Below are 12,001 nucleotides of genomic sequence, written 5' to 3' on the forward strand. Positions count from 1 at the left end.
GCCCCCCCCGTCCTCTCGCCGACGATCCCGACCCGGCAGGCGCCAGTTGCGATGCCCCCAAGCCCACGACGCCGCCGAAAGCGACGGGGATGAACCTCCTGTATGAGATGGCTCGGCAGGGTAACCGGATCGAGCCGATTCTTCCTTCGCTCCGTGCCGCGCCCCCTGCGCCGGCTCGAAAACCGAGCACCGACCCGGGTGAGACGGCCGCGCGCGTGATCCTCGAAGCCGCGCGGGTCGCGCGGGGCCGGTAGTCGCGCGGCACGGCCGACGGCCACGACCGTGCCCAATACGTTTAGCCGTCAATTAAAGCCGCCTGAGGCGGGCTCGGGCGGCGACGGCGGGGATTGTCCCCCTCGGCGCTGGCGGCGGCTCACAGGCCTCCCTCGAAGCGGCTGTCCGCACCCTCCGATAGGGTTCCGATCTACACCGTTCGAAATGTCTCGGTCGCGACCGCAAGCAAGGCCTGAGCGGCGCCTAGCGATGAAGAGTAAGTTGCATCCGCGGCTCGTAACTGGTTCGAACGCTTCACCTGCACGGTAAGAGTCGGAAGCTTCACAAGAATCCGGTCGACCAAGTCAGGCGGTAGCTCGATCAGACCCGTCGAGCCTGTGAAAAGGCGAGCAATTTGTGCCGCGCCGAATCCCGCACGAAGATAGTCGCACAGGTACTCGGGATGAACCTTGTTCTGATTCACGCGAATGAGCGTCACATGACCGTCAAATATCGCGGGCTTATCGCCCCGATACACGGCGCATTTTCCGAGAGTACCGTCTCCAGTCGACGATAGAAGAACGTCGCCATCCTGCACGTGAACCGACTTCATGTCGTCGTACACGCTCTTCTCTATATAATCACCATCTTCCAAGACCAAGCCGTGCTTGCTGATGTTAGTACCCGCCTTTATAACAAGAGCATGACCATCCACATCATCGACATACAGACTAGAACTAGGACTTTTCCCGCGCTTAGTCTTTAATGTATTTATAGTTTCTATGCTTTCCGCCCCGTCTTCAAGAAGTTTGTCGAGTTGCGTTGTTATTTTGGCATCCCAGTACTTCAAGTCGAAGCGCTTAGTAGGGTCTTTGGCGAGCTCAACGGCAGACCGAGTGAACCATCGCCACTGCGATGTCTGCTTAGCGGCCCCTATCTTCTGTCGAGACTTGCCATGATATTCTTTCGAGATCTCGTCGACGATACTCTTAAAATCAAGGTTGCGGATAGGCTCTCCCGATCCTTGATATCCTATAGTCTGAACGTCGAGGAAGAAAACCGGATATTCGTCATCCAGGTCGGGCACGGGAGCGTCCCGCTTCGTCATATGAAGCACTGATGACTTTACGTTGATCTTGTTCGGCTTGAACGTGACGTCGGGCAGTCTCACGATACTCTTTATCACCATATGTTCCATGATATATCCGCGAAGCGCGGCCGCCTGTTCAGTGTTCAGCAGCCCTTCGTCGATGACAGTGCAAATCTCGCCACCCGGTTTAACAGCCTGGATCATTTTCTGAAGAAATAGAATTTGACCTTTCGCCCCCTTTACCGGGAAATGGCCTAGATCATCGGCGGCCATCGCTTCTGTTTCAGAAGTTCCGAAAGGCGGGTTCGTGATGATCAGATCAATATCAGGGCTTGTTATACTCCAAATCTTCGAGGTCGAAGCAAGCGTGTCTTTGTATCGAATATTCGAATGCCCGTCGCCCGCTATAATCATGTTCATTTTCGCGGATGAAGCTACGCCTTCGTGAGCGTCCGCCCCAAAAAAGACGTTCTGCTTCATTTTGTTGACAAGGACGTCTCGACGGCTGGCGTTTATTTTGCCGTCGCCGAGCATATCGTCGGCCTGTTCAACCGCGTTCAACATGAACGCAACGAGGAAGCCGCCCGTCCCGCAAGCCGGATCAACAACACGCATGTCGCCGGTCAAGGCTAGAGTATTGATCACCTTCTCCCGTCCGACCATGCCCTGCATAAGGTCGACTAGCGCCCGAGGGGTAAAATACTGCCCGAGTTTTTTGCCTTTGAGGGTCGCTCGAACGAAGTACTCAAAGGCCGCGCCCTTCGTATCAGCACGGCTGTCGCGGAACGATACGGCGGCAAGCTCTTGAACGATCTTCTGAAAAGTCTTGGCATTCTTTAGATAAAAGTCCTCTCGAATAACGTCTCCGTATGGGGTCTTTTTCTTTACGTCGTCGAGCATCGAGACCGCCGCCGTCTTCACTTGGTCAGCCTCGGCGTCAGGTTTTTCGGCTAATTCGTGAAAGCGATACGTGTAAGTAAGGGTAGTGCCTTCGCTGTCCGCTTTTTCTTCGAGCAGCTTAAGAAAAAGCAGCTTTGCGAAGTCGGTAAACGCGTGATCTTCGTTCCGCTCGATCTTCCGAATGGTGTTGTGGCAGCGGGCAAAAAGGGCGTTAAGCTGTTTCAGGGGCAGGCCGGGCCTGAACGGCAGCGACGAGTCTTTCGCTAACGGCACCTCGGTAAGTGTCGGGTCTTTTCGAAGCGCCTTCAGGGCGTCCGGAAGTTCTTTCTTGCTAGGAATCTTATCGCTTAGCTTGCCGTTCCAGCGGATGCGCTTCCCGGACGTGGAATTGTAGCTCTCGAACTGAGTGCCATTCGTCAGGACGACAAAAGGAGCTTTCACGTCCGCGCCGTAGGCGACGGCTTGATCACGGTCTTTTTGGGAAAGGGTCTTCGCGATGCGTTTCGCCTCCACGAGGAAAGCGATTTTCCCCGAATGGCGGACAAGAATATCGATGAAACCGAGGTTCGCCCTCGCCGATCCGCTGGTTGGGTACTCGAAAGTGAAATCCGTCTGTACGTCGAACCCGCGTCGCGTCAGGTACGGGATGATTTTTTTGATGACGGTTTCGGTTTCGCTCGCTGTCGCCACAGTGAACCCTTGCTCGATTTTAGGCCTCGTGAAGCCATTCTTAGATCCCGCGGCTCGGTAAGGAGAGGGCTGAGGCGCCTTCGCGGGCGATTAAGAACGGCTGAGGCTTCTACGCCGCTACCTCGCCGGACCGCCCGATTGCACTCTGGAAGCCGAGCGCCGAGGTTGGTTAGGGGTATCCGGGGACGGGCCGGGAGACCTTACGAACGGCGGATAGCGGGAGGCGTGGCCTTCTGCCCCATGGTCCGGGGCGAAGTCGCTTCAGCGCCCGCTTACCGATGGAGGGCTAACTGTGGTCGCACGGGGCGAACGCCGGGGCGGATGAAGGAGATAGGCCATCCGTGGTTTCTAGGGCGCCGTGGCCGCCCGCGCGATGCTTGACGAGGGGAGGCCCGGTTCGGGGGTCAGGTCAGGACGGCTTTCCATGGCCTCGCCAAACAAACTATCGTCAGTGGTATGGCCGCCCCTGACGATCCCGCCCCGAAACACCTTCCCCGCGTCCTGTCGAAGGCAGACGCCGCCGCCTACTGCGCATTGACGGAGAAGGGCTTCGATCAATGGGTGAAGACCGGCAAGTTACCTCGCGCGATGAAGGGCACCCGACGATGGGACAAGGTCGCAATTGATTATGCGATCGACCGCATGTCCGGCGTATCTCGGGACGCTCCGCCGTCGAAGCCGAGCAGCCTTCAAACCTGGATCGAGAAAGACAAGGCGCGGAAGGCAGCCGACAGGGCTCGATACGCGAAGATCGACCAAAAGTGCCTTAACCCGCAACGGCGCAGCAAACTTTAAAACCGTGTGCCATTCGTGTGCCACGGAACAACCGGAGTGGTTCGTACGAAGCGCCGGAATGCTTCGTAACGCGTTGAAAAAGATCAATAATTTTGTAGAGGAAGCTGAACGGTCCGAAAAACGCGGGATCGAACGCTAAGCTATTCAGATTGCTAAGGAAATTCGAGCCCGCGGGCACTTTCGGGCCAGCTTGGGAAGCTGACGTTCTACCACTGAACTACGCCCGCGACACGATCGGTGCGGTGTTCTCGGCACCGACGAGGCCGCAGCGCCGTCGGGGCTCCGCGCGCCCGTGTACGGGACCGATCTAGCAGCCCCGCGGCGATGGCGTCAAACGGGGTTTTGCGGTTTCGACAGGATCGGCGGCCCGTGGCCTCCGCGACGTGACGTGCGGAGCCGGGATCGGGTCAGGCGACGCGGGACAGTTTTCCGGGCTGGGCCTCGCGCGCTTCGCGCGCGGCGTCGTAGGCGCGGTTGCGCAACGCCGTCTCGCTCGGGAGTTGGTCGATCACGGTGCCGGAATTCGGATCGACCACCTGGAACACGATCGAACTGGTGTCCGGATCCTGGATGTAGCGCGCCTTGTCGCCGGCCGGGGCGATGTCGAGCTTCACCGCGGGTTCGAGCGGGGTGGTCGCGTCCTGCGCCGGCGTGTTCTGCTGCGTGACGGCCGAGGCCGCGGATGCCGCGAGGGCGTCGAGACCCTGCGGCCCCGGCGTCGTCGCACTGAGCGGACGGATATCCATGGCTGATCTCCTACGATCCTGTGATCGGGGGATTCAGCGGATCTGGCGCCTAAGCGTTCGTTAACACCGCCCCCCGCCGGGCGGGATGGGCGCTGCCGGTCCGGACTCGCGATGAAGATCGGGTTACCGGATCAGGATAAATTGACCGGCACGCCCCGCCCTGAACGGGCGAGGCGTGCCCGGCCCTCACTCGGCGGCGTCGACGTAGAGCTTGCCGCCCTCGGCCAGGAACTCCTGCGACTTCGCCCGCATGCCGGCTTCGGCCTCGGCCTTGGACATTATCGGCGACGCGCCCACCACCTCGCCGGCCTCCTCCATCGCCAGCACCTCGGCGCGGAGATCCTGCGTAATCTTCATCGAGCAGAATTTCGGGCCGCACATCGAGCAGAAATGCGCGACCTTGTGGGCGTCCTTGGGCAGGGTCTCGTCGTGGTAGCGGCGGGCCGTATCCGGATCGAGGCCCAGGTTGAACTGGTCCTCCCAGCGGAAGTCGAACCGGGCGCGGCTGAGCGCGTCGTCGCGCAGCTGGGCGGCCGGGTGGCCCTTGGCGAGGTCGGCGGCGTGGGCGGCGATCTTGTAGGTAATCACGCCGGTCTTCACGTCGTCCCGGTCCGGGAGCCCGAGATGCTCCTTCGGGGTGACGTAGCAGAGCATCGCGGTACCGAACCAGCCGATCATCGCGGCGCCGATGCCCGAGGTGATGTGGTCGTAGCCGGGGGCGATGTCGGTGGTCAGCGGGCCGAGGGTGTAGAACGGCGCCTCGCCGCATTCCCGCAGCTGCTTCTCCATGTTGACCTTGATCTTGTGCATCGGCACGTGGCCGGGGCCCTCGATCATCACCTGGCAGCCCTTGTCCCAGGCGACCTTGGTCAGCTCGCCCAGCGTCTCGAGCTCGCCGAACTGCGCGGCGTCGTTGGCGTCGGCGATCGAGCCCGGGCGCAGGCCGTCGCCCAGCGAGAACGAGACATCGTAGGCCCGCATGATGTCGCAGATCTCGTCGAAATGCTCGTACAGGAACGATTCCCGGTGCCCGGCCAGGCACCAGCGCGCCATGATCGAGCCGCCGCGCGAGACGATGCCGGTGACCCGGCGGGCGGTGAGCGGCACGTGGGCGAGTCGCACGCCGGCATGGATGGTGAAGTAATCGATGCCCTGCTCGGCCTGCTCGATCAGGGTATCCTTGAACACCTCCCAGTCGAGCTTCAGCGGGTCGCCGCCGACCTTCTCCAGCGCCTGGTAGATCGGCACGGTCCCGATCGGCACCGGGCTGTTGCGGATGATCCACGAGCGGATGTTGTGGATGTTGCGCCCGGTGGACAGGTCCATGACCGTGTCGGCGCCCCAGCGGATCGACCAGACCAGCTTCTCGACTTCCTCGGCGGCCGACGAGGTGACGGCCGAGTTGCCGATATTCGCGTTGATCTTGACCAGGAAATTCCGGCCGATCGCCATCGGCTCCAGCTCGGTGTGGTTGATGTTGGCCGGGATGATCGCCCGGCCGCGGGCGATCTCGTCGCGCACGAATTCGGGGGTGATGAACGGCGGGACCGAGGCGCCGAAACTCTGGCCGTCGGCGAGCGTGGCCTCGGCGCCCGCCAGCATGGCGTCGCGGCAGGCATTCTCGCGATGGGCGACGTAGATCATCTCCTCGGTGATGATCCCGGCCCGGGCGAACTCGTACTGCGTCACCATCTGGCCGGGACCCGCCTTGCGGATCGTCCGCTCGGCCGGGCAGGGGGCCACGAGCTTGTCGCCGGCGAAGCCGTTATCCTCGGGCTTGACCGCGCGGGGCTCGACGGCGGCGTAGCCGCGCGCAGCGATCCAGGGCTCGCGCACGCCGGGCAGGCCGGCGGTGAGGTCGATGCGCGCATCGGTCTCCGTGTAGGGGCCCGACGGATCGTAGACCCGCACCGGCTCCTCTTTCGGATCGGACAGGACGATCTCGCGATAGGGGACGCGGATGTCCGACCGGCCCGCCGGGCTCGCATAGACCTTGCGCGATCCGGTGACCGGACCGGTGGTCACGGTCTCCGGGCTGCCTTTCACGTCCTTGGGAAGAACGGGTGCGTTCATCGTGGGCCTCTCCTCGTGTTGGAGTGCTCCGGACCACGCGATGGCTGAGATGAGATCCGGCCGCACGCAGGCAGCCGCAGGTTCCCGTCCCTCCGCCGGTATGAGCCGGATCAGGTTCAAGGGTCAGGGCAGCGTGCCCAATCTCAGCCCCCTGCAGGGCCCCCCTCGGAACGGTTCAAGACTCGGCCCCGGCAAAGGGTTTGTCAATGCTGCGGCAAGCGCGGAGGCTGACAGGACAGTGGGACTCGGTCTCAATGCTCCGGCGGACCCGCCGACAATGCGGTGAGGCCGCGCGCTGTCGGATCGGACTTGCCTCCCGGGCAGGTGAAACGCGGCTATAACCTTCGCCGCCTGAAGCCGCCGAACATCGCCGATGCGCATCCTGCTCCTGCTGCTGGCCGTCGTGGCCCTGATCTATCTGGCCGCGCTCATCGCACTCGCGGTGCTCCAGCGGCGGCTGATCTATCCCGGCGCCGCCTGGAAGGGTGAGCACGCGATCGGCCGCTTCACCCCGCCCGGGACCGAGCCGATCACCCTGACCACGGAGGACGGCGAGCGGCTCTTCGCCCTGTGGCGGGCGCCGAGGCCGGGATGCGGGGTCATCGTCAGCTTCCACGGCAACGGGTCCCGGCCGGAGCCGCACGCCGCCCGCTTCGCCGCGGATCCCTGGCGGGCCGCCGGGTGGGGCCTGCTGGCACCCGCCTATCGCGGATATCCCGGCTCGACCGGGACGCCGACCGAGGACGGGCTGATCCGCGACGGGGCGGCGGCGATCGCGGCCGTGCAGGAGCGGGCCCCGGGGGCGCCGATCCTGCTGCACGGCCATTCCCTGGGGGCCGCGGTGGCGGTCGCGCTGGCCGGGCGCATCGCGTCGATCGGGCTCTATCTTGAGGCGCCGTTCGACTCGCTCGCCCATGCCGTGCGGCTGCATGTCCCGCTGGCCCCGTCCTGGCTCCTGCGCGACACCTACCGCTCGGACCTGCGCATCCGCGGCGGGATCGAGCCGATCCTGATCGTCCAGGGCACCGACGACCCTGTGGTGCCGGCCAAGCTCGCGCGGGCTTTGGCCGAGGCCGCGGGGCCGCGGGCGCGGTTCGCGCTGGTCCCGGGCGATCACGTCTCGATCTTCGGCGTGCGGGATCGCGAGGCCGAGTCGGCGTTTCGCGGTCGCGTCGGAGCGGCCTGTTGTCCTGCGGACGGCGCCGTGCCGTGATCGGGTTGAGAGGAGGGATCGCTTGGTCGGACGCCGCTCCCGGCGCTGGAACGCCGACGATCCGGAGATGCCCGGCGCCGTCCCCCGGGCGGACCCGGTCTGCCCGCTCTGCGGCCGATCGATCCCGCCGCGCGCCCGCTCCAGCCTGCATCACCTCACCCCGAAGCTGAAGGGCGGCACCCACCAGGGCACGGTCCGCCTGCATCAGATCTGCCATTCGGCGATCCATGCCCGCTACAGCGAGGCCGAGATCGCCAAGCGCCTCGCCGACGTGGACGCGCTGCGGGCCGATCCCGAGATCGCGCGCTTCCTGGTCTGGATCCGCGGCAAGCCCGACGATTTCTACGCCGCCACGCGCATGACCCGGGACCGCCGTGCCGGCCGGCGCCGGGACTGAGCGCGCTGTTTACCTGGCGCTCAGCACATCCTGAGGTTACGGCCCAGCTCACGCATCCCCGTCAACCTTCTCGGTGCACGCTCGCCTCGGTCTCGGAGTGGCGTGATGGGCGGGGCAGGGGACGCGGATGGCCGGCTGGCCTGGGTCGATGTCGCCAAGGGGATCTGCATCCTCCTGGTGGTGATGATGCATTCCGTCATCGGCACCGGCCTGGCGATGGGGGGCGAGGGGTTCCTCCACCCGGTCGTGGCCTTCGCCAAGCCGTTCCGGATTCCGGACTTCTTCCTCCTGTCCGGCCTGTTCCTGGGCCGGGTGATCGACCGGGACTGGCGCCTGTTCGCCGACCGCCGGGTGGTGCATTTCGCGTATTTCTACCTGCTCTGGCTCGTGATCCAGTCGGCGGCCCGATACGGCAGCCTCGTCGGCGAAGCCGGGCCCGGGGCGTTCGCCGCACATCTCGCCCACGCGCTGATCGAACCGTATTCCAGCCTGTGGTTCGTCTACCTGCTGGCCGTCTTCTCGGTGGTGACCAAGGCCCTGCGCCGATGCCCGGGGGCTCTCCTGCTGGCCGGGGCCGCCCTCCTGCAGATGGCCGATCTCCGCAGCGACGCGACCCTGATCGAGGAGTTCTGCGGCCGCTACGTCTACTTCGTGGCGGGCTACCTGTTCGCGGGCCGGATCTTCGCTTTGGCGGAGGATGCCCGCCGGCATGCCGGCCTCGCCCTCTGCGGTCTCGCCGCCTGGGCCGGCCTGGAGGGATGGCTCGCCCTGACGGCGACGGGCAACCCGGTCTACCCGACGCTGGCCAGCCTGCCGCTGGTCAGCCTCGCCCTCGGTGCGGCCGGCGCGCTGGCGATCGTGGTCACGGCTGCGCTGATCGAACCGGCGGGCGGCGTCCTGGCCGAGACCCTGCGGATCTGCGGCCAACGCTCAATCGTGATCTATCTCGCCTTCTCGCTGCCGATGGCCGCGACCCGAGAAGTCCTAATCCGCACCGGCCTCGTGACGGATATCGGTTTGGCCGGGCTAATCGTGATGGCCGCCGCCCTCCTGCTGCCGCTGGCACTCGAGCGGCTGGTGCGCGATACGCCGCTCAACCTGCTGTTCGTGCGCCCGAAGCTGTTTCGGCTGGCGAGCCGGCCCCGGCCGCGCTCGACCTTGGCGACGACCTGAGCGGCGGAGGTCAGCCCTCGAAGGCGACGCCGATCCGGCGGCTCCGCCGCCAGGCCACCGCGGCCGGCCGCGGGTCTGCGCCCTCGGCGAGGCGGATCGGGAACCGGTCCGGCACCGCCTGATCGCTCTCGACCTCGATCTGCGCGCCCGTCTCGGTCGCGTCCCAGACGAGGCAGCCGACCTCGCCGCAGGCGAGCAGCAATGTGCCGAACGTGAAGGCATTCTTGCGGAATGCCCCGCGGCGATCCTCCGTCATCGCACCCTCCAGCCGGCCCGCGAAGCCAAGATTCGCGAGCCGAACGATGCCGGAAGCCGGTTAACAGCCTGGATATGGCGGCGACACTGATCTCGCCGCCGACCGATCAATACTCGTCCCGGTCATCCCGGTAGCTGCGGCGGGGCGGCCCGTAATCCTCGTCGTAGGATCGGCGCGGCCGCGGGCGGTCGTAGTCGCGGCCGTCGCGATAATCGTCGCGCCGCCGGTAATCGTCGCGCCGGCGGTCGTCGTAATCGTCGTCGCGGTCGCGGTCACGGGCACGTGGGCCGCCGCCGAGGGTTTCGCTGAGGCGCGGCGCGTACCAGCAGCTCTTGGGCTGGCCCGGGGCGGGATCGCCGAACGTCTGGCTGTTGCATGGGACCATGCCGCCCTGCGGGAACGGCCGGCCGTTGGTCTTGCCGGGCACGCCGTAATAGACATTGGTCGGGTAGGGCATCCGGCACACCCCGCCGTCCTGGGCGCAGGCGACCAGGTTCACCGTGTCGAGCTGCTCGACCCGCGCCGATGCTGGCTCGACCAGAGCTGGGCCGAGCAAGAGGCCTCCGAGGGCCACGGCAATCCTGCAACGCACGTCGTCGATCCCTTTCTGGCCGTTGATCGCGGCCTCGATATCGCGGCGCGGTGGCTTCCGGCTAGAGCCCGGCACCGGTATGGCGAACCCATGACGGTCCACACGCGGTCGCAGGCCGGGACCGACATCGTGTGACAGGGATCGGGCGCGCGCCGGGTTGTCCACCGGGACTGGCGCGTCGGGAGGAACCAATGCGGGATGCGTCGGCGCAGGAGCTCATGATCCTCAGCGCGCTGCAGGAATGCCGGCTGCAGCTCGAAGCGGCGCGGCAGGACGAGGCGTCTCGCGCCGCCGTGCGTCTCGAACTCGACGCGGCCCTGCAACGCGAAGCCGCGCTGAAGGCCGAGATCGTCGAGGAGCGCGAACGCACCGAGGCGGTGCGGACCGTCCTGCTGGCGTTGAATGCCAGCATCGGCCGGTTCGGGCTGCGCCGGCGCCTGTTCAAATCGCGCATCGCCCGGCTCGGCCGCGAGACCCCCGATGCCGGCCCGCAATCGGTCCGGCATCCGGTGCTGCTCGCCGAGGCGCGTCGGGTGCTCGGCCAGGATCCGACGGCGGCCGGTTAGAGCCCCGATCGCCTTAAGCCGTCATCGGGCGGACGCGCAGCGAAAGCGCTGTCCGAACGCGGGGCCCCGTCCAAAGGAGTTCCGCCGGCATCGCGCGATCGATTGCGGACGCTCGGCGGTGCCTCCGCGGCTCCGAAACGGATCCCCCGCGAGGCGGGGCCGGTCGGTCAACGGATCCGCATGCCCGCCGCCGGATCGAATCGCAGGGGTTTGTCCGATCTGGGCAGCGGCGCATCGGCAGGGCCGATCGCGACGCCGTGCGGCCAGTCCGGCGGGCAGATGGCGACGTAGCGCGCGTAGCCTCCGGTGCCGCCGCCGAACTTCGGATAGCCGATCGCGACAAGGGCGCCGGCCTCGGGTACTTGGTCGAGATGGGCGACGCCCTCCGCCTGGGCGTAACCGTTGTGCATGAGCCAGTGCTCGCCCTCCAGCGTGGGCGTCGAGTCGGTGTCCAGCGGCTCGTGGCCGTGGAACAGGATCTTGCGCTCCAGGTGCAGGAACTTGAGTGCGGCGAGCGAGACGCCGGGAAACTGCTTGAGGGTCGCGAGAGCCGGGTCCGGCCAGCGCTTCGACCAGTCGGAGCGCACGAAGACCACGGCGCCCTCCGGGATACGGCCGTGGGCCGCCTCCCAGCGCGCGATGTCGGCGACTCGGAGCGCGTAGTTCGGGTCCGCCCGCACGGCATCCACGATCGAGATCACGACGAGCGGACGCACCGCATAGGTCGGAGGAAGCTCGTCGATGGCGGGGTATTCGGGCGCCCAATGCGCGGGCGGATCGAGTTGGGTGCCGAGCTGGTCGGTGGCGAGCCGGTATTGCGTCGCCTCGAAGCCGTTCTTCTCGAAGGTGAAGGCCTCGCCCCTTTTCGCGAAATCCGGCAGATCGGCCCCGGCCTGCGCCCGTGCGAAGGTGGAGGGACCGAAGCCCGCCCAGACCGGGATCGCGGGCGTGATCGTATGGGTGAGATCGACGTATTTCGCGCGCTTCAAGGCGGTCTCGTAGACCGTCCAGAGGGCGGTGTCGTCCGCCGCGCGCGCCGGTACGCCGAGGAGCGCGAGCCACATCACGGCCCAGGGGAGCCGGCTGGCGAGCGTTCGATGCCGGGTGCCGCGCGCGAGGGCGTTCGATGGCGATCGAGACATGGATTCGGGTTCCGAGCCGTGTCCGGAGCGCCGATTAAGGCCCGAAACGCGATCGTCGCAAATCCCCCACCCACTTCTTTTGAATGGAGCCAAGAGGTTTCGGTGCGCCTCCCGGCGTATCGAAGCAGACGGCGCAGGACAGTCATTCTGCCGAA

The 12,001-nt window shown here is 65.7% G+C and carries 11 protein-coding genes and 1 riboswitch; of the genes, 5 read left to right on the plus strand and 6 right to left on the minus strand.

What is annotated here, in order from left to right:
• Positions 1-424 precede the first annotated feature (424 nt).
• The gene (locus WYO_RS29805) at positions 425-2,893 is read right to left on the minus strand and encodes an N-6 DNA methylase (protein ID WP_007561335.1); all 2,469 of its coding nucleotides are present in this window, start codon (positions 2,891-2,893) and stop codon (positions 425-427) included.
• Positions 2,894-3,349: 456 nt separating this feature from the next.
• On the opposite strand from WYO_RS29805, the gene WYO_RS30815 reads away from it, so the two are divergent.
• Positions 3,350-3,688 carry a hypothetical protein gene (locus WYO_RS30815; RefSeq protein WP_007561337.1) on the plus strand — a complete coding sequence of 113 codons (339 nt, stop codon included), beginning with the start codon at positions 3,350-3,352 and terminating at the stop codon, positions 3,686-3,688.
• A 407-nt stretch (positions 3,689-4,095) separates the two neighbouring features.
• On the opposite strand, the gene WYO_RS08700 is transcribed toward WYO_RS30815, so the two are convergent.
• Positions 4,096-4,434 carry a flagellar protein FlaG gene (locus WYO_RS08700; protein WP_007561339.1) on the minus strand — a complete coding sequence of 113 codons (339 nt, stop codon included), beginning with the start codon at positions 4,432-4,434 and terminating at the stop codon, positions 4,096-4,098.
• Positions 4,435-4,620: 186 nt separating this feature from the next.
• Positions 4,621-6,507, minus strand: a complete 1,887-nt coding sequence (thiC, locus tag WYO_RS08705) for a phosphomethylpyrimidine synthase ThiC (protein ID WP_007561340.1) — start codon at positions 6,505-6,507, stop codon at positions 4,621-4,623.
• 70 nt (positions 6,508-6,577) lie between these two features.
• Positions 6,578-6,683: riboswitch (TPP riboswitch) on the minus strand.
• Between the two features lie 197 nt (positions 6,684-6,880).
• Here thiC and WYO_RS08710 point away from each other — a divergent pair.
• The 3 genes from WYO_RS08710 to WYO_RS08720 all read left to right on the plus strand — a co-directional run bounded on the left by WYO_RS08710 (position 6,881) and on the right by WYO_RS08720 (position 9,290).
• A complete protein-coding gene (locus WYO_RS08710) occupies positions 6,881-7,720 on the plus strand; it encodes an alpha/beta hydrolase (protein ID WP_007561342.1) in 840 nt (279 codons plus the stop codon).
• A 22-nt stretch (positions 7,721-7,742) separates the two neighbouring features.
• A complete protein-coding gene (locus WYO_RS08715; RefSeq protein WP_007561344.1) occupies positions 7,743-8,117 on the plus strand; it encodes a hypothetical protein in 375 nt (124 codons plus the stop codon).
• A gap of 105 nt (positions 8,118-8,222) precedes the next feature.
• The gene (locus WYO_RS08720; protein ID WP_007561346.1) at positions 8,223-9,290 is read left to right on the plus strand and encodes an acyltransferase family protein; all 1,068 of its coding nucleotides are present in this window, start codon (positions 8,223-8,225) and stop codon (positions 9,288-9,290) included.
• A 10-nt stretch (positions 9,291-9,300) separates the two neighbouring features.
• Here the strand turns inward: WYO_RS08720 and WYO_RS08725 are convergent, their stop codons facing one another.
• Together WYO_RS08725 and WYO_RS08730 are read right to left on the minus strand one after the other, a co-directional pair.
• Positions 9,301-9,546, minus strand: a complete 246-nt coding sequence (locus tag WYO_RS08725; protein WP_007561348.1) for a hypothetical protein — start codon at positions 9,544-9,546, stop codon at positions 9,301-9,303.
• Positions 9,547-9,652: 106 nt separating this feature from the next.
• Complete coding sequence (locus WYO_RS08730; protein WP_007561350.1) at positions 9,653-10,120, minus strand: hypothetical protein; 468 nt, start codon at positions 10,118-10,120, stop codon at positions 9,653-9,655.
• A 236-nt stretch (positions 10,121-10,356) separates the two neighbouring features.
• Here WYO_RS08730 and WYO_RS08735 point away from each other — a divergent pair, with 236 nt between their 5' ends.
• A complete protein-coding gene (locus WYO_RS08735; protein ID WP_244424115.1) occupies positions 10,357-10,704 on the plus strand; it encodes an ATP-dependent helicase in 348 nt (115 codons plus the stop codon).
• A 167-nt stretch (positions 10,705-10,871) separates the two neighbouring features.
• On the opposite strand, the gene WYO_RS08740 is transcribed toward WYO_RS08735, so the two are convergent.
• On the minus strand, positions 10,872-11,846 hold the full coding sequence (locus WYO_RS08740) for a cyclase family protein (RefSeq protein WP_007561354.1): 975 nt from the start codon (positions 11,844-11,846) through the stop codon (positions 10,872-10,874).
• Positions 11,847-12,001: the final 155 nt, after the last annotated feature.

This window comes from Methylobacterium sp. GXF4, from assembly GCF_000272495.1.
In the GTDB taxonomy this organism is placed as follows: Bacteria; Pseudomonadota; Alphaproteobacteria; order Rhizobiales; family Beijerinckiaceae; genus Methylobacterium; species Methylobacterium brachiatum.

Bases quoted from the DNA above. Each gene is read 5' to 3' on its own strand.
- WYO_RS08710 (WP_007561342.1), top strand. From the start codon at position 6,881: ATGCGCATCCTGCTCCTGCTGCTGGCCGTCGTGGCCCTGATCTATCTG.
- WYO_RS08735 (WP_244424115.1), top strand. From the start codon at position 10,357: ATGATCCTCAGCGCGCTGCAGGAATGCCGGCTGCAGCTCGAAGCGGCG.
- thiC (WP_007561340.1), bottom strand. From the start codon at position 6,507: ATGAACGCACCCGTTCTTCCCAAGGACGTGAAAGGCAGCCCGGAGACC.
- WYO_RS30815 (WP_007561337.1), top strand. From the start codon at position 3,350: ATGGCCGCCCCTGACGATCCCGCCCCGAAACACCTTCCCCGCGTCCTG.
- WYO_RS08740 (WP_007561354.1), bottom strand. From the start codon at position 11,846: ATGTCTCGATCGCCATCGAACGCCCTCGCGCGCGGCACCCGGCATCGA.
- WYO_RS08720 (WP_007561346.1), top strand. From the start codon at position 8,223: ATGGGCGGGGCAGGGGACGCGGATGGCCGGCTGGCCTGGGTCGATGTC.
- WYO_RS08700 (WP_007561339.1), bottom strand. From the start codon at position 4,434: ATGGATATCCGTCCGCTCAGTGCGACGACGCCGGGGCCGCAGGGTCTC.
- WYO_RS08725 (WP_007561348.1), bottom strand. From the start codon at position 9,546: ATGACGGAGGATCGCCGCGGGGCATTCCGCAAGAATGCCTTCACGTTC.